Origin of the sequence: Rhodococcus sp. JVH1 (genome assembly GCF_000280725.2) — a bacterium.
Lineage (GTDB): Bacteria > Actinomycetota > Actinomycetes > Mycobacteriales > Mycobacteriaceae > Rhodococcus_F > Rhodococcus_F jostii_A.
In genome coordinates this window covers 240,386-260,935 of sequence record NZ_CP166289.1, presented here as the reverse complement: position 1 = coordinate 260,935, position 20,550 = coordinate 240,386, and the positions used below count along the sequence as shown (strand labels likewise).

22 protein-coding genes and 2 pseudogenes are annotated in these 20,550 nt (G+C 65.6%); 11 read left to right on the top strand and 13 right to left on the bottom strand.

Features of this window, described 5'->3' with window-relative positions; translation table 11 throughout:
- Window positions 1-255: 255 nt before the first annotated feature.
- Window positions 256-663 carry a hypothetical protein gene (locus JVH1_RS01225; RefSeq protein ID WP_009480196.1) on the top strand — a complete coding sequence of 136 codons (408 nt, stop codon included), beginning with the start codon at window positions 256-258 and terminating at the stop codon, window positions 661-663.
- A 612-nt stretch (window positions 664-1,275) separates the two neighbouring features.
- Here the strand turns inward: JVH1_RS01225 and JVH1_RS01220 are convergent.
- The 3 genes and pseudogenes from JVH1_RS01220 to JVH1_RS01210 form a co-directional block, all read right to left on the bottom strand.
- Window positions 1,276-1,497, bottom strand: a pseudogene (locus tag JVH1_RS01220) (transposase); the annotation flags it as partial.
- Between the two features lie 49 nt (window positions 1,498-1,546).
- Window positions 1,547-3,490 carry a tyrosine-type recombinase/integrase gene (locus JVH1_RS01215; RefSeq protein WP_043783006.1) on the bottom strand — a complete coding sequence of 648 codons (1,944 nt, stop codon included), beginning with the start codon at window positions 3,488-3,490 and terminating at the stop codon, window positions 1,547-1,549.
- Window positions 3,487-4,548, bottom strand: coding sequence for a tyrosine-type recombinase/integrase (locus JVH1_RS01210; RefSeq protein ID WP_043783004.1), 1,062 nt, complete (start codon window positions 4,546-4,548; stop codon window positions 3,487-3,489). The genes JVH1_RS01215 and JVH1_RS01210 overlap by 4 nt, the downstream gene beginning before the upstream one ends.
- Before the next feature lie 443 nt (window positions 4,549-4,991).
- Here JVH1_RS01210 and JVH1_RS01205 point away from each other — a divergent pair, with 443 nt between their 5' ends.
- Window positions 4,992-5,414 carry an S-adenosyl-l-methionine hydroxide adenosyltransferase family protein gene (locus JVH1_RS01205; RefSeq protein WP_009480267.1) on the top strand — a complete coding sequence of 141 codons (423 nt, stop codon included), beginning with the start codon at window positions 4,992-4,994 and terminating at the stop codon, window positions 5,412-5,414.
- A 402-nt stretch (window positions 5,415-5,816) separates the two neighbouring features.
- Here the strand turns inward: JVH1_RS01205 and JVH1_RS01200 are convergent, their stop codons facing one another.
- Window positions 5,817-6,026 carry a hypothetical protein gene (locus JVH1_RS01200; RefSeq protein ID WP_009480268.1) on the bottom strand — a complete coding sequence of 70 codons (210 nt, stop codon included), beginning with the start codon at window positions 6,024-6,026 and terminating at the stop codon, window positions 5,817-5,819.
- A 98-nt stretch (window positions 6,027-6,124) separates the two neighbouring features.
- Between JVH1_RS01200 and JVH1_RS01195 the strand changes: the two genes are divergently transcribed.
- From JVH1_RS01195 to JVH1_RS01180, 4 genes are all read left to right on the top strand, one after another.
- A complete protein-coding gene (locus JVH1_RS01195) occupies window positions 6,125-6,730 on the top strand; it encodes an ATP-binding protein (RefSeq protein WP_009480269.1) in 606 nt (201 codons plus the stop codon).
- On the top strand, window positions 6,663-6,956 hold the full coding sequence (locus tag JVH1_RS01190; RefSeq protein ID WP_051033822.1) for a hypothetical protein: 294 nt from the start codon (window positions 6,663-6,665) through the stop codon (window positions 6,954-6,956). Before JVH1_RS01195 ends, JVH1_RS01190 begins: the two co-directional genes overlap by 68 nt.
- Window positions 6,957-7,241: 285 nt before the next feature.
- A complete protein-coding gene (locus JVH1_RS01185; protein WP_009480272.1) occupies window positions 7,242-8,723 on the top strand; it encodes a CHASE3 domain-containing protein in 1,482 nt (493 codons plus the stop codon).
- 793 nt (window positions 8,724-9,516) lie between these two features.
- Window positions 9,517-9,708 carry a hypothetical protein gene (locus JVH1_RS01180; protein WP_371113107.1) on the top strand — a complete coding sequence of 64 codons (192 nt, stop codon included), beginning with the start codon at window positions 9,517-9,519 and terminating at the stop codon, window positions 9,706-9,708.
- Here JVH1_RS01180 and JVH1_RS01175 read toward each other — a convergent pair.
- A complete protein-coding gene (locus JVH1_RS01175) occupies window positions 9,667-9,873 on the bottom strand; it encodes a zinc-ribbon domain-containing protein (RefSeq protein WP_009480276.1) in 207 nt (68 codons plus the stop codon). The two genes, JVH1_RS01180 and JVH1_RS01175, sit on opposite strands and share 42 nt — an antisense overlap.
- A gap of 276 nt (window positions 9,874-10,149) precedes the next feature.
- Here JVH1_RS01175 and JVH1_RS01170 point away from each other — a divergent pair, with 276 nt between their 5' ends.
- The 5 genes from JVH1_RS01170 (at window position 10,150) to JVH1_RS01150 (ending at window position 14,396) form a co-directional block, all read left to right on the top strand.
- Window positions 10,150-10,305, top strand: a complete 156-nt coding sequence (locus JVH1_RS01170) for a hypothetical protein (RefSeq protein ID WP_009480277.1) — start codon at window positions 10,150-10,152, stop codon at window positions 10,303-10,305.
- Between the two features lie 36 nt (window positions 10,306-10,341).
- Entirely contained in the window at window positions 10,342-10,608 is a 267-nt protein-coding gene (locus JVH1_RS01165) for a hypothetical protein (RefSeq protein ID WP_009480278.1), read from the top strand.
- Between the two features lie 811 nt (window positions 10,609-11,419).
- The gene (locus tag JVH1_RS01160; protein WP_371112929.1) at window positions 11,420-12,517 is read left to right on the top strand and encodes a histone-like nucleoid-structuring protein Lsr2; all 1,098 of its coding nucleotides are present in this window, start codon (window positions 11,420-11,422) and stop codon (window positions 12,515-12,517) included.
- Between the two features lie 525 nt (window positions 12,518-13,042).
- A complete protein-coding gene (locus JVH1_RS01155) occupies window positions 13,043-13,270 on the top strand; it encodes a hypothetical protein (RefSeq protein ID WP_371112928.1) in 228 nt (75 codons plus the stop codon).
- Between the two features lie 34 nt (window positions 13,271-13,304).
- Window positions 13,305-14,396 (top strand): IS630 family transposase, encoded by a 1,092-nt coding sequence (locus tag JVH1_RS01150; RefSeq protein ID WP_043783116.1) that lies wholly within the window; start codon window positions 13,305-13,307, stop codon window positions 14,394-14,396.
- 248 nt (window positions 14,397-14,644) lie between these two features.
- On the opposite strand, the gene JVH1_RS01145 is transcribed toward JVH1_RS01150, so the two are convergent.
- From JVH1_RS01145 to JVH1_RS01110, 8 genes and pseudogenes are all read right to left on the bottom strand, one after another.
- Window positions 14,645-15,274, bottom strand: a complete 630-nt coding sequence (locus JVH1_RS01145) for an antibiotic biosynthesis monooxygenase (protein WP_009480283.1) — start codon at window positions 15,272-15,274, stop codon at window positions 14,645-14,647.
- A gap of 136 nt (window positions 15,275-15,410) precedes the next feature.
- On the bottom strand, window positions 15,411-16,016 hold the full coding sequence (locus tag JVH1_RS01140; RefSeq protein WP_371113082.1) for a WS/DGAT domain-containing protein: 606 nt from the start codon (window positions 16,014-16,016) through the stop codon (window positions 15,411-15,413).
- A gap of 44 nt (window positions 16,017-16,060) precedes the next feature.
- Window positions 16,061-16,282 carry a bifunctional wax ester synthase/acyl-CoA diacylglycerol acyltransferase domain protein gene (locus tag JVH1_RS01135; RefSeq protein ID WP_009480285.1) on the bottom strand — a complete coding sequence of 74 codons (222 nt, stop codon included), beginning with the start codon at window positions 16,280-16,282 and terminating at the stop codon, window positions 16,061-16,063.
- Window positions 16,283-16,386: 104 nt separating this feature from the next.
- Window positions 16,387-16,533 (bottom strand): annotated as a pseudogene (locus tag JVH1_RS01130) (wax ester/triacylglycerol synthase domain-containing protein); the annotation flags it as partial.
- A 154-nt stretch (window positions 16,534-16,687) separates the two neighbouring features.
- Window positions 16,688-16,996 (bottom strand): hypothetical protein, encoded by a 309-nt coding sequence (locus tag JVH1_RS01125; protein ID WP_043782642.1) that lies wholly within the window; start codon window positions 16,994-16,996, stop codon window positions 16,688-16,690.
- Between the two features lie 493 nt (window positions 16,997-17,489).
- The gene (locus JVH1_RS01120) at window positions 17,490-18,542 is read right to left on the bottom strand and encodes an acyl-CoA dehydrogenase family protein (RefSeq protein ID WP_009480288.1); all 1,053 of its coding nucleotides are present in this window, start codon (window positions 18,540-18,542) and stop codon (window positions 17,490-17,492) included.
- An 8-nt stretch (window positions 18,543-18,550) separates the two neighbouring features.
- The gene (locus JVH1_RS01115) at window positions 18,551-19,789 is read right to left on the bottom strand and encodes an acyl-CoA dehydrogenase family protein (RefSeq protein WP_009480289.1); all 1,239 of its coding nucleotides are present in this window, start codon (window positions 19,787-19,789) and stop codon (window positions 18,551-18,553) included.
- Entirely contained in the window at window positions 19,786-20,550 is a 765-nt protein-coding gene (locus JVH1_RS01110; protein ID WP_009480290.1) for an enoyl-CoA hydratase-related protein, read from the bottom strand. The genes JVH1_RS01115 and JVH1_RS01110 overlap by 4 nt, the downstream gene beginning before the upstream one ends.

Here is a 20,550-nt window from a genome sequence, read left to right as displayed (position 1 = left end):
TCCGGGACCGCCCTGGGCATGGACCGTCCTTGGTATCGACTGCCCGTCGGTGCTTCGGTTCGGCGGCCGCGATCGCGCCCCGGGCCCGCGCCCGCCTGAACCGACGTCTACGCCCGGATGCCCGTCGAGCCCGATTCCGGCAGCGTCCGTCGAACGACTGGCCGGGAATGCGCGCAAGTCGCGGTGGCGTACCCGTCGTGCGGCGCACACTTGGGAGCGGGCGTACAGCATCCGAGTCCAAAGAGGTGAACCATCGTGTCCGATAAATCGAGCGTCAATCAGCAGATCGCAGCTGACACGGTGATCGGTGCCGCGGTCTTGCTGGTCACCGTCGGCGTGCTGCATATCCTTCAGGGGATCGCCGCGGTCGCCAATGATGACGTCCTCGTCGTCATCGCCGAGTACACCTACGAATTCGATCTGACCGTGTGGGGGTGGATCCACATCGTGCTCGGGGTGGTGATCGCGCTGGTCGGTGCCGCCCTGTTCCGCGGTGGAATATGGGCGCGGACGTTGACGGTCACCATCGCGGCATTATCGATCGTCGTCAACTTCCTGTGGCTGCCCCATTACCCGGCGTGGGCACTGCTGATCATCGCGCTCGACACGGCGGTGATCTGGGCGGTACTGACCTGGATTCCGAATCCGGCTGGTACTAGGTGACTCGCGGCGATCAACGAACGTCCTGCAGGACGCACACAGGCCGGCGCGCATTCGGGTACGCCGCGCACAGTCATCCGGCTGATGCCACCCAGGGTGCGGTCGACGCGCCGTGTCCGCGATGGCGTCGACCGTGCGACTGTTCGAGGGACGGCTGGTCGGGCCGGTTCACCATATAGGTTCCCGCCCGGTGTCGGCTCTACCTCCGCGTGCACGGTGTTATTTGTGGGTGGTGAGGATCATCCCGTCGCCCTCGTCCCGGCAGTATGTACGACGACTTGTCGTCCTGGAGTTGAGTCTGTCGGATGAGCTTGCCGGCCTGTCGGGTGCACCGCGCGTAAGTCTCGGTTCTTCATGCATTCCGTCCGCTCTGTCGCAGTTGCGGTGAGCCGTCGATCAGGAAGTGCGGGTGCGGCGCGCTCGCCAGCGGTAGGCGTCGGTGATCGGGTCCTCGGGCAGTCGGTCCATCTCTTCGGCATTGAGAGTGCCCGGCGCAGCCGGGTGGGTAGGCGTGCCATTTGCCTCGCCGCAGGCGCCCGCACGAGAGGTGCTGCCACGCTCGGGGGTCAAGTCCCAGGGCGTGGTGTACGAGTCGACGCGTGACTCCTCGTGGGGTTATGCGGTCAGAGCCGCCGGCGTCACCTCCTCGGTAGGTTCGGGTGTTGCGTGGGTGCCGCGAGACCGGGCGAGCACGTCGAGGCCGAGGTAGCGGCGGCCTTCGATCCACTCGTCATGCTGCTCGGCGAGTACCGCGCCGACGAGCCGAATCAGGGCGGTGCGATCGGGGAAGATCCCGACGACATCAGTCCTCCGGCGGATCTCCTTGTTCAATCTCTCCTTTAACCGGCCTTCGCGTGTGGGTCAATCGCAGACTGGCGATCTGGAGTCAGCGGTCGAGCCGGTGGAGGTGATCGGTCAGGGCGTCTGCAACGCGGTGGTGGCGAGCAGCTTCGTCGGGCCAGCCGCGGTCGCAGGCATCGGCTTCGAGTGCCTGGACGTCGGTGCGTTGCGCCTCGAGCGCGCCGCGGAACTCGGGTCCGGTGACGAAGTTGTCGCAGGTCTCGCAGATGTTGGCATAGGGACAGGCTCCGGCCGCTTCGTGCCGAGAACAGTAGCCATGGGCAACACGGGTTTTGAGCATCTCGCTGCCGAGCCAGCTGACGGTGTCGGGAACGATCGGCTTGCCGACCGGGGTAAGGGTGAACCGGCGGCGCATCTTGCCCATGGCCTGGTCGTAGGCGTCGCGCAACGTCGGCGATGCGAGGGTGGCGTAGCGGAGAGTCATCTGAGGAGTGACGTGCCCGAGCAGCGCCATCAACGCCTGCAGGCTCATCCCGGCATTGGCGAGCTCGGTGGCCCAGGTATGCCGCAGCTGGTGCGGGGTGACAATCAGGGGCCCGCCGCCAGTGCCGCGCAACCCAGACCGTTCAACGGCGGCGAGCAGCCCGTTGCGCAGCCGGGTCTGGCCGAGGCGGCGGCCGTGCGCGACGAACAGAAAATCGGTCAAAGCTCCGGTGCGCGGATGCGGCAGTGGTCGGCAGACGCCGCGTTGGGTGGTCCACTCGTCCAACACCGCGACGGTGGCGGCCGAGAGCGGCACCATGCGCTCGGTCGCGAGTTTGCCCAGCGGCACCTTCAGCCAGGTCCCGGCCGGGCCGTAGTCGACGACGCTGCTGAGCTCGAGATCGAGCAGTTCCCCGACCCGCAACCCCGCCCCGCGGAGCGCCGTCAACCCGATGCGGGCGAACGGATCCTCCAATCCGGCAACAGCGTTCATCACCACGCCGTCGACGTCGGGTGCCAGTGCGCGGGGCAAGGGTTGGTCGAGCTTGGGGACGTCGGCAGCGAAGACCAGCCGACGCGGTGGTGCCTGCTCCCAGCCCCATTCGGTGAGATCGTCAAGTAGGTTGCGCAGGCTCAGCACCGCCGATTGGATCACGGCCCTCGAGATGGTGCGTCCGGCGCCGGCGGCGGCGCGTTGCCCACGCCAGGTGCGGGTGCGGTTCCAGGCGAGGAAGCCCTCGATGTGACTGCGGTCGAGGCCGTCGAGGGACGTGACCTCGGGGTGGTGTGTGGTGAGGTAGTCGGCGAACGGCAGGAGGTCGTTGATCAGTGATTCGACGGATTTCGGGCGAAGCACGGCGGCTCGGACGGTGACGTAGCGCAACAACGTCTCGCGGATCGCGTCTGCCATCGGAACGTCGGCGAACCGTTGGGCGTGGCTGCGGGCCCAGGACCGGCGCCGTGGTGGAATGTCGACGATGCGGGCCTCGAACAGCACCTGCCGCAGACCCGCGATCCGGTTGCGGTATGCCCGCCGAGACGACGGCGGAATAGATTGTGTTGCAGCCAATGCGGCGTCGAAATCGTCGACGGTGTCGTTGGTGATGTCGCTGACGAGTCCGCCATGCCAGGCGAGCAGCACCGCCAGGCACTCGCCGAGGACGGTCTCGACCCACGACGGTGCCCAGCCCAAGGCCAGTCCGGCAGTCCGGGCCGCGGCGAACCCGTCCGGGTCGCGGGCCTCGACCGCACTCCCGAGTCCGGTGAGGTTCTTGACCGCGGCGAACTCGAGGTCCAGTCGCAGCTCGTCTCGACCGATGACGTGACACAACAGCGGCCACGCCCCGGTGCTGCGGAGTTCGGTAAGCCGGTCCGAGGCAGGCCGGGCCATCCATTCCCGCAGATCCGGGTGCACGGCCAGGAATGCGGTTGCGATGCGGGTGCGGCCGCGGACGGCTCTTCCGCCCAGCCCGAGGGTGGCGACGTGGTCGAGATAGCCGGCCAGCACCGTATCCGGGTCCACCACGGTCGGCCATGCCGTGGTCATCGCCGTGCCCCGGCGAGACTGGCCCGGGCGGCGCCGTATTCGGCGGCGAGCTGCTCGATCGACAGGTGCACGTACTCGGCGGTGGTCTCCGGGGAGGCGTGCCCCATCAACTCCCGCAGCACCATCAGATCGATTCCCGCGGAGGCGAGTTCGGTGCCGTAGGTGTGTCGCAGCCGGTGCGGACGCACCCGACCCGCGCCGGACAGGTCCCGGTGCCGCCGGAACAACGATCGCAACCCGGCCTCGGTCACCGGCGCCCCCACGGTGGGGCCCCGCAGCACCACGAAGCACTCCGGTGTGACCAACCCGGGTGGCCGCTCGAGGCGCAGATAGGCCGATAGTTCGGTGAAGAACACCGCATCGACCGGCACCACACGCTCCTTCGAACCCTTGCCGAGCACCCGCAGCCGGCGTCGACCGAAATCCACCTCCGCCAACCGAAGCGATCGCACCTCGGCGCTGCGCAGACCCCCGAGCAGCATCGCCCACACCATCGCCCGATCCCGATGGGTGCGCAGCGACGAGACGAACACGTCCACCGCGTCGGCGTCGAGGGATTCGGGCAGCAACCGCGGCTGGCGCACCAGACGGCCTCCGGCCCGGGGCCGGCCGGGCCCGAGATGCCCGAGCAAACCCCGCCCCGACGGACGTAACCCTTGACCCCGCCGGGGTGAGGGCACCGGATTGTCGGCGCGCACCCCGGTCATCACCAGGTACTCGAACAACGCCCGCACCGCCGCGACCCGCCGGTTGATCGTCGACGCCGCCGCCGTGCGCTGCCTGCCGTTCCTCGTCGTTGCGCCGGGTCGGGGATCACGGCGCACGCCCTGCCAGTCGATCCACTCGAACACGGTCACCGGCGTCACCGACGCCAATCCGAGATCGCGGGCGATCAGGAACCGCGCCAGGTTCAGCACATCGAAGGCATACGCCCGCACCGTCGCCACGCTGAACGCACGCCCGGCCAGATGTTTGAGGAACGCGTTCGCTGCCGCGCAACCCTCCCACTCGCCGACCACCACATAACCGTCGTCCACCGCGTGCACCCGAACGGCCATCGCCTGCTCCTCTCCGATCGAGCCGACACCGTCAGCATGCGCCCCATCCGGCCATCGGCCCCGGACCTCACGCCGCGCATAGAATCGTGTCGCCCGAGAGCCGGTTAACCGATCGGGGATTGTTCGACCAGATCTGACGCCAGATCTGCTTCGGGAAGCCGGTGAACGCAACCCGCTCGGGTCCGCGCCTTCCCTGTTCGTGTGGGGCATGATGACTTCGCGTTCGGACCCGAACGCACGTTTCCCCGGGACGCGGGCGATCCTTCCCGATCACGTGGTTGTCGAGTGGCCGGGGGCCGATCACTGCATCCAGGAGGACGCGCCAGAACCGATCACCGCCGCGATCGGCGATCGGTTCGCCTTACGGTTTGCCCCTACCGCGGCCCATATGGTGCAGGCTGAGGAGGGCGCCGCGGGCCGAGAACAACGGACGGGATGACGACGTGGTTTACGACTGGATTTCGTTCACCACCGATTACGGGCTCTCCGACGGGTTCGTTGCGGCGTGCCACGGCGTGATCGCCCGCCTCGCGCCGGGTGTGCGCATGATCGATGTGACCCATGCGGTGCCGCCGCAACGCGTCCGGTGGGGTGCGGCGGTGCTGGCACAGACGGTGCCGTACCTGCCGCCTTCCGTGCACCTGGCGGTAGTCGACCCGGGCGTGGGCACCGATCGCCGCCCGATCGTCGTCGTCACCGACGCCGGGGTGCTGGTGGGCCCGGACAACGGACTGCTGCGGCCGGCGGCCGAGGCGCTGGGCGGGGTCCGGTCCGCGTACCTGCTTGCCGCACCCGAGTATCGGTTGAGCACGGTGTCCGCGTCGTTCCATGGTCGAGATAGGCACAACAGGGCACCTTCGCTGTAGAACTCGACTGATCAGACCAGCGCACTCCGCTGGCAGCACTGAGTTGGCGGCCCACCGGGTCCCAACGGGCCGCCTGGGGTGGGTGCCAAACATGTTGTCGTCAGCGAGTTTCTGGTCCGGCGGCCCTTTCCGGCTGTTACACGCGGACCTGTGGGCATGCAAGCGCGAAGATACCCACGAGGAAATGGGGTCGTGAAAGGGTTGGGTGTGAGGTGGTCCCATGCGGTGCGGACGGTGTGGAGGGCTTCGGCGGCGGTGACCACTCGGGTTTGGCCGGCGAGTTGTGTGTGCCATTCGTTGTCGCTGGGTGGGTGGGTGAAGACGTAGGCGCCGGTGTCCTTTCCGGTCGGCCGTGTTTGCGGAACAGTGCTGCGATGTAGGGGTTGATGGCGCCGATGTTGGTCAGTGCCCAGAGATCCCAGAGGTCGAGGTGGCGGCGTCCACGCTCGATCCGGCGCTGAGTAGGGGCGCCCATTCGAGGCGACCGTATGCGCGTTGCAACGCTCTCGGGAGCGCCTTGACGAGGTCGGCGGCGAGGATGCTGCGTCGTGGGTCGAGGACGATGAGGTCGATGTCTTCGCTGTCGAGGACGGTCTGTTCCGGGGTGGTCACCAGCGCGGGCCCGAGCGGAGTGTCCAGGCGTTCGGCATCGAGCTCGGGGGGTCGATGTACCGCACCAAGACGCTTGGTGAGACGGACGGGAACCTGGCGTGATCGAAAAGGTGCGTATCAGCGGCTACCGCAAACTTCGCGACCTCATGTTCGAACCGCACGCGCGCTTCAACATTCTCGTCGGAGAGAATGAGGCCGGGAAGTCGACGCTTCTGGAGGCCATCGGCCTCGCGCTTACCGGTCGAGTCAACGGGCGTGAGGCTGCCGAAGAGTTAAATCCGTTCGGGTTCAACCAGGAGAAGGTCGATGAGTTCTTCCGTGATCGACAGGCCGGCAACCTGTTGCACCACCGGAGATCAGGATTGGGATCTTCCTCGAGGATCGTGAGGAGTTCCAACGCTCGCTGTTTGGCGCGCACAACTCAGCTACGCCGACACGCGAGTGCGCGGCATCTGCCTAACGAATCGTCCCTGATCCGGAGTACTCAGTGGAGATCGAAGCACACCTCGACTCCGACAGCTCGATCCTGCCGGTCGAGCAACGGTGTCGAGTTCCATCTGCGGCAGATTCTCAACGGGCACTTGGCCCCGGAGGAGAAAGCTGCTGTGTCGCTCGGTTCGCTCGGTCAAGGAGGAGATGACCGCCGACCATTTGCAGAACGTCAACAGCAAGATGGCACAGCTCGAGGGTGCTCTCGACGATAAGCAGCTTTCACTCGCGATGGATCAGTCTGCGCGCGGCTCGTGGGACACCAGTGTGGATCCCCACGTCGCCGAGCTACCATTCGCGATGGCCGGCCAGGGACAAGTCGCCAGTGGTGTTCGAACCCGAATCAGTCAGGAGCAACTTCTCGGCTTGATGGACGACGCGTACCGCAACCGCAGTGCAACCCTCGATTGGGCCCTCGAACAGCGCCTCTCATGTGGATGAAGTGGCTTGTGGTGCATTGCGTGACGCGTGGGAGATGAGGTTGTCTCTCGATCGAGGCAGAAAGGTTACCGTTCTGTCCGAAGCCAGCGCCGGACGGTCTGCCGGCGCCGCTCGCGGCTATGTCGGATTCGGTCTGTTTCGGGTGACCTAGCGCTGATGGACCTGGTTGCCGGTTTCCACCCTGCCGGCGAGGTGTGGGCCTAGGGTGGACTCGGGTGTGGAATCGATGAGTGTCGGCGCGTACCGACGCCGCTCGGCTGGTTCTGCGAGTCCGAGAGGCACGCGATGACGGATTCGAGCGCGAAAACCGCGCGGGTCTCGTTGCGGACGCTGCTGTGGCTGGCTATCGGCACCCTGGTGACGCTGTTCGCGGTGTCCGCAGCCTTCTCGGTGTACGGGAGATTGGCGGTCCGAGCTGCCGTCAATGACCTGTCCGAGCAGCTGCTGCCCGCGCAGCGGGCGGTTGCCGAGCTGACCACGTCGTATGTGAACCAGGAAACGGGACTACGCGGATACGCCCTGACCGGCGATCCGCAATTTCTCGAACCCTATGACGCGGGCCGGCGTGACGCGGCCGCACTGCACACTCGCCTGGACACGCTGCTCGCCGAGGATACGGCCGCCCAGGCAGCGTTGCAGACGACCGTCGAGGCGGCCGAGATGTGGCGGATACGGGCAGCGGAGCCGGAGATCTCCGCGCGCGGCGACAACGCGAGCGAACCGGATCGGATCCAGTCGACGACCGCGACGGGCAAGGAGTTGTTCGACGACCTGCGCGCACGGCTCGCGGCATTGAGTGCCCGCACCGACATCCTGGTCACCGAGCAGGTCGAACGAGTCCACTCGGCGCAGGCCCTGGCGAACATCGCGACCGTCGTCGCGTGCGTTCTCGCCGTGGTCATGGTCGTGATCGCGGTGTATCTGACGCGGCGGTTGCTGACACAGCCCATCGATCATCTTCTCGCCGACATCGGCGCGGTGGCCGGCGGCGACTACAGGCGCGAGATCGACACCGACGGGCCCCGGGAGGTTGCGATCATCGCCGGCGCGGTCGACACGATGCGGACCAGCCTGTTGGCCAAGAACGAACAACTCATGGCGGCGGAGCGGGCCAGCGCACGTGATGACGAACAAAGCCGGATGGCAGCGGATCTCCACGATGTGACCCTCCAACGTGTGTTCGGTCTGGGCCTCGCGCTGACCTCCCTGGGTTTCCGGCAACCACGTTTGTCGGCCGAACTCGACCCGCTGATCGACGAGACGGACAGCATCGTGCGTGGATTACGTGCCGTCATATTCGATCTCACCCAGTCCACCGCGACCGCGGGGTCCGGGGACGCGGGCAGCCTGAGTGCCGCGGTGAGCGAGATCGTCGAAAATAGTGCCGCAGCGCTCGGTTTCACCCCTGATGTCTGTGTGGAAGGACCGGTCGACCGATATTCCGGCGGCGAGGCCGGACCGGAACTGCAGGCGGCCCTGCGCGAGGCCCTGAGCAACGTGGCCCGCCACGCACAGGCGAGCGTATGCAGTGTCCGGGTCACCGCCGACGACGACCGCCTCGTCATGACCGTGAGCGACAACGGCACCGGAATCGCGGCGGGAGCTGCGCAAGGACACGGACTGACGAACATTCGGAGTCGCGCCGAGCGGCTCGGCGGTCACGCGGCCATTCGCGACCTGGGGCCGGGGACTGAGGTCGAGTGGGAGATACCGGCAGCGGATGCGTCTCCACACGTGATTATCGATCGCAGGCCCGGCGACCTGTGACTCCGCTGCCGCATCCGCTGCAGCAGCGTACCGTGCGCGAATGGTGTTCGTGCATGTCGGGTCGCGTGCGGGCCGGGTGGTGAATATGCTCAATCCCAGTTCACTGATCTCGATCGACCGGGACCGGTTGTTGTAGTCGACGGGCCTCACGCCTTTGGGGCGCGGAGGCAATGGTGGCGTCGTCGGTCGGTTCGCCGGTGCACCGACTCCGTCTCGGGCACAATGGCGGTCGTACCGCACCGACACACTGGGGAGGGAACGATGTGGGAGTTGCCAATTGAGGGTGGCATACCGTGGCTGGTCTGGCTGCTGGACCTGGTGATCAACGGCTCCTGACACCGCTACAGGCCGACAACACGGTCTGTTGAGGTCGCTGGGGAGCCTCGTCGAGTACCTCCGTCGCGGGCGGACGTGCAACCGGCTTCTGCTCGTCACCAAGAATGCAACGCCGCACTTGCGGATACTGGGGCACAACTGGTCGGAGGACCGGCGCGCCCGTCGTGTGCGCCGGCCACGGATCCTGTGGGCGGTCGAACGGATGCTCCCGCTGGCTGATAGGTCGATGACACAGACCGATCTGGCGGCCGCCTCGAAGGAGATAACATGGCGGTTTCCCGAGAGGGTCTGAAGGTTCGGTGAGGAAGGCGTCCAATGAGATTCGTGAGCGGGCGATGGGGGAGGGTCGCGTAGTGTCCTCCCCGTGGCCGGATCTCGGGGTAGAAGTCGGAGTTGCCGACGGAGTGCTTGTACTGCGTCCGACAAAGGAAAAGCGAGCGCCGAGCTCGTTGTGGAAGTGCGTGAGCTGACCGATGAGGGCATCGTCGAGGTGGACGAGGGTTATTCCCACGCAATTGCACAGCAGGGCTGCACAATTGGAGAATTCGTGCCGGGCAACGACACTAACGCACGCTCCCTCAGCGGCCGCGTCGCCGGAATGAAGGTGTCAGACTTCGACGGCGGTGTCGCAGATGCCACATTCCTCTAACTGCCGGCGCTTCCAGCGTGCGACCGGAACGAAGAACAATGTGAACTGCTTGAATTCCCGCATCCGTGCCCACTGTGTGGTGTTGTGGCAGTGCGGGCACGTTCGGGTCTGCCCCGGGCCAAGGTGTTGCCGCTTGGTGCCGTAACCGAATAGAAAGAACACCATGCCAGCATAGAGCGATCCTCAGCAGACGGTCATCGGTTGGCATGCCCGATCCCGTTCGTGCGGCACGGCCAACGCGCCAGGAATACGCAGTCAAAGAATGTGCAGGGGGTCCCCACAGGAGGTAGACCGATGCAACGCCGTACCTCGACCGCCCGACCCGGACGCCGAACGTTGATCACGACGACCCGGGCGATCGTCGCCTTACCGCGCTGGTAGCGCTCTGGATAGGGTGGCAGGGGGGTCGAGGAGCGGCGAGAGACGTTGCGATGTAGATATTTGAGCCTCGGCACGGGGGAGGTGGCCGCTGCGGCGGTCTTCGCCGCCGTTTCCGTCACCCTCGCGATATCCCGACTGGAGATCAGGCAGGATTCCGCGGCCCTGTGGTCCGCGCTGTTCCCACTGCTCGTGATCCTCGTGCAGGCGGGCATCTAATGGTTGTCCGCACGTAGTTGGGTTGAGCGAGCATCTATGCCGGTCGCCCTCGCCGCCGCCTATCGTGTATTCCAGCTCGTCGATCCCGGCTTGCTTGTGGTCGGGCTCGTCGGAGTGCTCGTGTGGTGGCCCGATCACCTGGGCGTGGCGATAGCCGCGCTGGCGGTATGGGTCTTCGGCGTCGTGGAGTACGTCAATTACTTCGTCGTCTGCCTGACTTATCCCGGGGGCAGGTGGTTGACCATGGTGGGGCAGTGGCGCACGCCCCGGCTCGTGCCGGACTCGAACTCGACGACGCGGTGATCCCGTTAGCGAGATGCCCTCGTGGTGTGCCGCCGGTCAGGAAACGGGCGCAACGAGCTTGACGAGCTGAGTCCGGGCGTGGTGGGTCCGTGTCTTCACCGTGGGGCCGACCCGAGCAGTCAATAGGTCAGACTCCAGGCAGTAAGGAGGGCGGTAGTCGCGATGGCCGGCCCTATCGCGATCGTTCCCGCCCGTTCACGGTTGTCGGCACTTCCTTTCCCAGTCATGGATGTCCTTCCGTCCGTACTCCTCGATGCTGGTTCGGTAGGAGCGGCGTGATGTCGCGAGAACGGAGTTGTCTGTATACCTTTGGATGCGAATCGGTGTCCGGACATCACGTGTCGGGTTGATGTCGATAGAGGGATGCCGGCGTGTCTCGTCGGAGTACGCCGCATCTCCATCGTTCAGTTGCGGGGATACGAGCACTCAACCAGGCCCGGTAACCTCCCTGACAAATACGGCTCGACATTGCTGACCCGGTTCAGAGCGACTCGGTCCAATGGGTAACCGCCGGCCATAAAGCCTCATTCGAGATCGACTCGGTCCAAGGTCGCGCTGCGCAATCCCAACCTTACCTATCATCGCTGCGGCTCACCAAGGTTACTGACTGCCAAGGTGAGTCGCGCTCGTTCTGCCTGAATCTTGATGCGGCGTGAGTTGGGAACTTCAGGAGGATCGCGTCGGCCTGCCCAGATCAGAGATGGGCTGAAGACGGTGAAATGTCAGTTCGGATGAACTTCCTGATTACCGTGAGAAGCCGCCTGCCGTTACTGTGTGCGTTCGACGGTTGCCCGGGCGAAGAAGGAGACACATGGCGGTATCACCGAGGGGTTCTGAAGGTTCGGCGAAAAAGACAAGCAAGGAGATTCGTGAGTGGGCGATCGGGGAGGGCCGCGAGGTCTCCTTGCGCGGCCGGATCTCGGCCGAGGTGGAGCGAGCCTTCCATGACGCTCAGGCGAAGAAGGTTCAGGCAAAGAAGGCTAAGGCAAAAACGGCGCCGGTCAAGAGGACGGCCGTGAGTAAGGCTCCGGCGAAGAAGTCGTCCAGGGAGATTCGTGAGTGGGCGATCGGGGAGGGTCGCGAAGTGTCCTCGCGCGGCCGGATTCCGGCTGAGCTCGAGCAAGCCTTCCATGACGCTCAGGCGAAGAAGGCTCAGACAACAGCGGCGCCCATAAAGAAGACGGCCGCGGCGAAGACGGCCGGGAAGAAGACAGCCGCGCCGACGACAGTCGCGGCAAAGACAGTCGTGAAGAAGCCAGTCGCGACGAAGGCGGCTGCGGAGAAAAAGGTCGTGAAGAAGGTGGTCGCGGCGAAGGTGCCGGTGACGAGGACAGTGGTGAGTAGGGCTCCGGCGAAGACGTCGTCCAGGGAGATTCGTGAGTGGGCGATCGGGGCGGGCCGCGAAGTGTCGTCGCGCGGCCGGATTCCGGCTGAGCTCGAGCAAGCCTTCCATGACGCTCAGGCGAAGAAGGTTCATGCAAGAACGGCGCCGGTGAAGAAGACGGCCACGAAGAAGACAGCCGTGAAAATCACGGCCGCGGCGACGGCTCCGGTGAAGCGGGCGGCGGCGAGCACGGCTCCGGTGACGAAGACGGCCGCGACGGAGACAGCCGGGAGGAAGACGGCCGGGAAGAAGACAGCCGCGCCGACGACAGTCGCGGCGAAGACAGTCGTGAAGAAGCCAGTCGCGACGAAGGCGGCTGCGGAGAAAAAGGCCGTGAAGAAGGTGGTCGCGGCGAAGGTGCCGGTCAAGAGGACGGCCGTGAGTAAGGCTCCGGCGAAGACGTCGTCCAGGGAGATTCGTGAGTGGGCGATCGGGGCGGGTCACGAGGTGTCCTCGCGCGGCCGGATCTCGGCTGAGCTCGAGCGAGCCTTCCATGTTGCTCAAGCGGAGATGTCGGTGGCGTGAGTTGCAACATTGCCCTGATGGATTCCGCGGTCATCCTGCGGTGAAGATTATGGCCCGTGGGAATCATGGCCTTCGGGGCCGTGCGGTGGGCGGTTGTCCGGCGCCAGCGGTGCCGGCAAGGGGGCCGAGGTATCCCGGCGGCACCTGACTTGACGACTTCCGCGCGGGAGTGGTTGAGGTTCCGGCCCCAGGGCAAGCCCGAGCGTGGTGTGCGTGGCACTTCGGATGCGGCGGGAGACTTTGATGTCGCGGTGGATGCCGGCAGACCGGGGGTCTTCGCGCACGATGACGGACGCCGGGTTTTCGCTGGCACCCACGAGGTGCCCGTCGATCCCCGCCCCGGTCCGCCGGGGCGGGGATCGACGGCGAGAACTCTGACGGGGATTCGACGGCTCGTCCACAAGCCTCATTGGCGGAGCTCCGTGGGTCGAGCCGGGCGGCAGGTGCGATGAAGTCTCTGCCGGGCAGCATCGACTGCGAGGTCGCTGCACTGACCCGACAGACGACGTCGGATATTCTCACGCGGTGAAGTCGGCACCCTCAGGGTTGCGTTCGTCATGGGGGTTGTTGATGGTGCTGGCTGTGGTGCTGGGTACCACAGGCTGTGTGGATGTGGCGCCGGTCGAGACGTTGGATGTGACGGTTCGGAACCCGGCCACGCTCGATCAGTTAAGTCACTACACGTTTGACGGCGAGTGGCTGAGCGACCCGAGACCGGTGATGGTCCCTGCGTTGGACGAGCTAGTGTCTTGAGTCATAAATAAGCGATCGGTTGTTAAGATTGGTCATGGCAACTCGTGGTCCGCGACCGACGGAGATTGTGCTGACCGAGGCCGAACGCGTAGAACTCGAGGGGTGGTCGCGGCGACGCAAGACCGCTGCAGGTTTGGCAGTAAGGTCGCGAATCATTCTCGCTGCCGCCGATGGTGGATCGAATACCGAAGTGGCGCAGAGGTTGGGGTTGAACCGAGGCACGGTGCGGCGGTGGCGCGACAGGTTCGTCGAGGACCGATGCGACGGGTTGCTCGACGAACCACGCCCGGGCCGTCCGCGGACGATCGACGACGACAAGATCAAGGATCTGATTACCTCGACCCTCGAAACGACACCGAAGAATGCCACACACTGGTCCACACGATCAATGGCAGAGCATCTCGATATTTCGCAATCGACGGTCTCGAGAGTGTGGCGCGCGTTCGGTTTGGCCCCGCACAAACAAGACTCGTGGAAACTGTCGAAGGATCCACTGTTCACCGAGAAGGTCCGTGACGTCGTCGGCCTGTACATGAACCCGCCCGAGCGGGCTCTGGTGCTCTGCGTCGACGAAAAAACTCAGATCCAAGCACTGGACCGGACCCAACCGATATTCCCGATGCTTCCCACCACCCCGCAACGCGCCAGTCACGACTACGTCCGCAATGGCACCTCGAGCCTGTACGCTGCTCTAGACATCGCCTCAGGGAAGGTGATCGGATCACTCCATTCACGCCACCGCGCACAAGAATTCATCGCATTTCTTCGCAAGATCGACGCTCAGGTGCCCGACGATCTCGATGTCCACCTCGTGATGGACAATGCATCGACCCACAAGACTCCCGCGGTCAAACGATGGCTCCTCGCGCACCCGCGCTTCGTCATCCACTTCACACCGACCAGCTCATCGTGGATGAACCTCGTCGAACGCTGGTTCGCCGAACTGACCACCAAGAAGCTCCAACGCTCCACCCATACCTCGGTCCAACAGCTCAACAAAGACATCCGAGCATGGATCGAGACCTGGAACGACAACCCCAGACCTTACGTCTGGGTCAAGACCGCCGACCAGATCCTCGACTCCATCGCACACTACTGCGCCAGAATTAAAGACTCAGGACACTAGATGCGCAGGCATTCACGATCAGCGACGTTCGCGCCCTGAGTCGGGTCGAGCGCCGGGATGACGCGAATGTGGGTCACCGCGGCGAAGGTGCCGACGGGGTGGGGGACGTGCTGAGTGGCCGTGATCCCGTCAGCTTCACCCGCTGCTCGGCAGCGGTCCCGTCGGCATCAGTTCGGTTGTCGCACTGACGAGCTTCGGGTGAGAGCTCCTGGTTGCAGTGTGGGATTCCTTCTGGACAGTTCGACAGTTCACGCCATCTCGGGGACGTGCAGGTGCGCAATGGCAAGCTCGAACTCGCAAGTATCGAGTACCTCGGCGTTCGCCTCGCGAACTCCTTCGTCCCGGATGCGGTCGATGCGTTCTCTGTTGCGTTCCATTGCCTCGGAGCTGTCGAATGTCAGCGACGACACCCCGCGACCCGCGGCGTGGTCGAGCATCAGACTGGCGCTGCAGAAGCCGTCGAGTTCCTCCATCTTGGGCAGTGCGGCCATCTTCCACACGTCGACGGCGCGGTCCATGTGGGCAGGCTCGGTCTTGACCCACGTGACGCGGCAACAGGCCCCGCGATCCGAATGATGGTCACGATGCATGACAGCGATATCCCACCGCGACACCTCGGTGGTGCCGTGGAAGACCTCGGCTGCGACGTCGCGCAGCTTCAGTACCGGCCCCTCGCTGGCGCGTAGCGATTCCTCGTCCCGCCACGAACTGGTCGCGATGCACCGGCCCGAGCTGCGATCGATGAGCAAGGACATTCCCAGGCAGCCCTCGACGTCCGCCAGCGCGGGCATCACGGTGTCGCGTACGTGCTTGATCCCGGCGTCGATGTACGACGGATGCGCTTGAATTGTGGTTGAGCGTGCGAACACGATCGGCACCCTTCTCCTCAGGGCGGCGCCGACCCGGCGTCGCCGGTCATTTCTCTGTGTTTCACACTGCTCTCCCTATCCGCCGGAGGCAATGGGCGGTGGCCGGATGCTCAAACGAATGCGTGTCGGCGCGCCGTCACCAGTGTCACCGAGGGGTTGCGCGGGCCGCGGTGTCGAGGTCGGTCAGGGCGGTATCGAGGTGGCCGATGATCCGATGCAGATGAGGGACCGCGGTCCGGTCACCGACGACCGCGACGTGCAGCTGTCCGGATCGGCTGGTGAGGGTGATGCTCGAGGCCTGGCCGCGCGCGAGGGTCGGTATGGGGTAGACAGCGTCGAGATGGGCGCCGTTCCAGTACCGCGGGCGGGTCGGCCCCGGGGTGTAGGAGATCATCACGTTGAACGGTGGCGGGATGTCGTCGAGGACCTGGCGGACCGGGTCGAGCATGATCGGACTCAACGTCAGGGCACTGACCAGTTGAAATTGGGTACGGCTCAGGGCGGCGACAATTCCGCTGGTATGGGCTACGGAGCCGGCGATCCGCGCCAGGCGGGCGAGGGGGTCGTCCTCGTCGGTGGCCAGGGATACCACCATTGCCCCGATCCCTCGGTTGCCGCCCGGTCTGATGGTGGGGCCCTCGCCGAGGTCGAGCGGGACGGGGAGCATCGCGGTCAACGGCACCTCGGGGAGGGCGTACTGCTCGAGCAGATATGCGCGGAGCGCGCCCGCGCACAGGGTCAACACCACCACATCCAACGGGGCACCGGTACAGGCGGAGAGCCGGCGCAGTTGTTTCAGGGCCAGGATCGGGCGGCGACCTTGCGGGCCCGGCCGGTCGGGGCGTTGAAGATCGTCGGCGGGGACAGCAACGGCAATGTCAGGCGCTCCTCGGTCAGGCCGTGGTAGCCGGCACGGACCAGGGTGGGGACGGCGGCCAGCATCTCCCTCGTGATGCCCAGGCCAGACCGCAGCACCCCGCGTGGGTCGAGGGAGGAATGCCGAGTGGGGGCCGCCACCGACGGGCTCCACGGCGCGGGGGAGTCCCGGAGGTCCGGGTCTCCGACATCGGGTGCTGCGGATCGAGCGGCATCGAGTGCATCTGCGAGACCAGGGACAGCAGTTCGGTCATGGTGCCGTCGCCGGGAACGGCGGTGTGCCGCAGGTGATATCCGAGATCGACGTGCTTCTCGAGCCGCCACCACGGATACCCGTGCAGCCGGTGAACAGGGCGTTTGCGGAACAATTCCGCTGCCTCGGTTGGGCTCATCGGCGCCAGTCCACCGACCCCAGCTCGGACACCGCACCTCCCGGCTTCTGTGTGGCTCAGCAGAACACACCGCACCCGCGATGACTGTACTTTCCGCCGACACGACGACGTTGGACCGCACGACTTCCACACATGCGAGCAGGTCCGTGGGTCCTCAGGTGGTCGAGGGCTGGCCGAGTACTCGGTCCCACCAGTCGGCGAGGGGACTGGGGTCGGGCCAGATGATCGGATCGTCGGGTAGGGGCGAGGACGTGCTCGGGTCCTCACCATCGGATTCTCGATCCGGATCGGCGTCGGCCAGGGATCGCCGCACACCACCCCCGCACCGACCAGTGGCCACGGTCGGTGACCGGTCCGGACGCGTCGCTTGTCGGAGCGGCTGCGGATCGGCGGGCGGGGACGGGATGCGGAGGGGGTGGACTTCGTTCTCGAGCACGAACGTTTGCTCCTTCGCTGCATGCATCGGTCACCGGTCGTGTGGTGTCGGCGGGTCTGCGTCGCGGGGTGGGCCACCCACGTCACTGTCGATGCCCTCTCAGCTGTATCCGACCCGCCCCGCACTGTCAGCCAAACGTCATACACTGGGCGCTGATCTCAGTTGTGCCGATCGAGTGCGTCGCTTGGCCGGGAGTACCGCCGGGGCGGACTGCGCCCGCCGGGGCAGGTACCGGGCGCGGTATCTGACCAGTGACGTGAACCGCACGGTGGAGGTCTACGCATCGGGGAGGGGGCCGCGCAATGCTGTGGCCCCGATCCACTTGCGACTTCTCGTCGACGGTCGGTCTTGCGGCCCCGTGCTCGCACCCGGGTTTCGGCCGTGGAGTCGGTTCACGGTCAATCCGAACTCGAGGTTGCAATGCAGGCAAGGGTGCAGACGACGTTCTCGCCTGCCTGTAAGTCGGCTGCAATCATTCCGGCCGACGATTGCGGTGGCACGCAACCAACTCCCCGAACACCTATATCACCGAAGCTGCTATGACTTCGTGGTGCGTCTCTGCGCTGCCGAATAACAGTGCGTCGCTCTTAGCCCGCCGAAAGTACCTGTGTAGAGGGTGTTCCCAGGTGAATCCGATGCCGCCGTGGATTTGGATGGATTCTTCGGCGGCGTAGGTGAAGGCCTCGGACGCCAGCACGTGCGCAATGCTCGCTGCAGTGGCTAGTTCGTCTGTTGGCCTTTCGTCGGCGTTGGCCGCGTCCAGTACTGCGGCGTGCGCCAGTTCGAGTGCCACCAGCATGTCGGTGAGTCGGTGCTTGATCGATTGGAACGAGCCTATCGGTCGGCCGAACTGTTCCCGGGTCTTGGCGTACTCGACCGACATTTCCAGGCACGCCTCGGCGGCGCCCACCTGTTCGGAGGCCAGCGCCACGAGGGCTGACGCCTGCGCGCGGGGCAGTGTCGCCCCCAGGTTCGCGTCGCCGACCCCCTGTGCATGGGCGTCGGCAAACTCGATCCGGGTCAGTGGGCGGGTGGTGTCCAGGGACTCGAGCGGGGTACGCACGACGCCGGGTGCGGCGCCGTCGATGACGGCTAGCGCGAGGCCCTTCTCTCCGCGTGCGACAACGACGAGGAGATGTGCGCTGTCGCCATTGACCACGAATTCCTGTGTGCCCCGAAGAATCAGCCGGCTGTCACCGGACGGGGTGGCGGTAATCGGGGTGTCCGAGTACGGGTATCCGGCGACCAGGGTAGCGGTGCATTTGCCTGTTGCGATGGCGGGTAGATGTGTGGCGCGGCCCGCGTCCGAGGCGCATTCCGAGAGGGTGAGTCCGGCGAGGCACACGGACGAGAAGTAGGCGGCGTTGGAGATGGTGCGGCCGAGTTCGTGCATCACGACGGAGGTGTCCGTGAGGGTGTAACCGGCTCCGCCGAAGCGTTCGGGGAAGGGGATCTCCGTCAGGCCCAGGCCGGTGAGGCCTTCCCACAGCCCGTGTTTCGCATCGGTCTTCGTGAGGAGGGCGCGGACGCTGTCCCGAAGTTGTTCTTGTTCGTGGGTCAATTCGAGGGCCATGTTTGCTCCTAGCGCGGTTCTCTGGGCAGCCCGAGGCCGCGTTCGCCGATGATGTTTCGCTGGATCTCGTCGGAGCCGCCGGCGATGCGGTAGCCCGGGGCACCCAGGAGATGCTCGGTCCAGGCGTAGGTGTTCGGAGTGCCGGTGTCGGCGAGGATGCGGGGTCCGAGGAATCGGGCCGCGGCATCCCCGATGCGCTTGAGATTTTGCGTCCACACGAGCTTGGCGATCGAGCCCTCGACTCCGGGAACATGTCCGGCGAGTTCACGTTCGGCATAGCGGGCGTTGAACATTGCGGTGGCGCGTTCGTAGACGACGACTTTGGCGAGTGTCTGACGCACCTGCGGGTCGTCGGTGATGCCGAGTTGCTTGGCAAGCTGGATCAGGTCGGCTGCGCTGCCGCCGGCGGAGACGATTCCGCCGCTGGAGCCGCGTTCGAAACCGAGGGTGGTCAATGCGACATTCCACCCGTCGCCGACCTCGCCGAGACGCAGCGAGTCAGACAATTCGACGTCGGTGAGGAACACCTCGTTGAACGTGGAACCGCCGGACATCTGGCGGATGGGCCGGGTTTCGACGCCTGGGGCGTCCATCGGCACGAGGAACGCCGTCATTCCGTGGTGCTTGGGTGCGGCAGGGTCGGTGCGCGCGATGAGTAGTCCCCACTCGGAGAACTGTGCGCCCGAACTCCACACCTTCTGACCGGTGATCTTCCAGCCGGTGTCGGTGCGAACTGCGCGGGTCGCGAGCGCGGCCAGGTCGGAGCCGGCGCCGGGTTCGGAGAACAGCTGGCAGCACAGTTCGTCGGCACGCAGGAACGGTTGCACGAACCGTTGTTTGTGTTCCTCGGTGCCGAGCAGGTGGATGGTCGGTGCGATCAGCTCCACGGTCACCAGGATGGTTTCGTGCCGCTCCGGGGTGCGGAACTGACGTTCGAGCTCGACGTAGATCCGTTCGTGGGACGCGGTCAGGCCCGGTCCGCCCCATTCGGGGCCCCAGGTGATGGCGCCGAACCCGGCGTCGACGCGTGCGGATTGCCAGGCCTTGCCTCGGACGAGCAGTTCGCGCTCTTCGGCCTCTGTGCGGTTGTGGAAGATAGCGTAGGACGGCTCCGCATCGCCTCCTGACAGGTCGGTTCCGGAGGCCGGCAGATGCCGGTCCAGCCGCTGGGACAGCCACGCGGTGGCCCGCTCGCCGAACGCGTCGAGGTCCTCCGGTGTTGCCAGTTCACTCGTTGCCGTACTCATGGGTTCTTGCCGTTCGTCAGTGCGGCCATGTGTGCCTCGACCGCAGTCTTGGAGTCCGGATGCTCGGACAGCCGGACGGTGAAGGTCTGTTCGAGCTCGTAGCCGCGCTTGAGATCCATACCCTCGCAGCCGTTCAACGATTGCTTCGCCAGGGTCAGTGCGTAGCGGCTCTTCGAGGCAATGGACCGTGCGCGGGTGAATGCGGTGTTCATGAGTGCGTCGTGGGGTACTACCTCGATCGGCGCGCCCCACCGCTCGAGGGTGTGTGCGTCGACGGCTTCTGCGGTGAAAAACAGCCGGCGCATTGCCTGCTGCGGCAGCATGCGGGCGGTGAAACGGCCGCCGCCGAGGACCCCGACGTTCATTTCCGGCAACCCGAACGTCGCCTTCTCCGAGGTCACCACCAGGTCGCACGATGCGGTCAGGCCGAATCCGCTGCCGAGTGCCGGCCCGTTGACAGCGGCAATGACGGGGATCGAGCAGTCGATGAGGTTGAACATCGCGCGGCGGACATTGCGCATCTGCAGTTCACCGCTCGTCGTGTCCATGGTGCGGAAGTCGTTGAGGTCGTTGCCCGCGCAGAACACGTGACCGCGTCCTGTGAGCACGGCGACGTTGACTGTCGGATCGTCCGACAGCCGGTCGAAGACCTCGGCGAGTTCGCCGTACATTCGGTGGTCGAGTGCATTGACCTTGCCGCGGGCAAGTTCGACCAGGGCGATCCCTGGTTCGGGTTGGGAGATGCGAATGTGCTCGGTCAT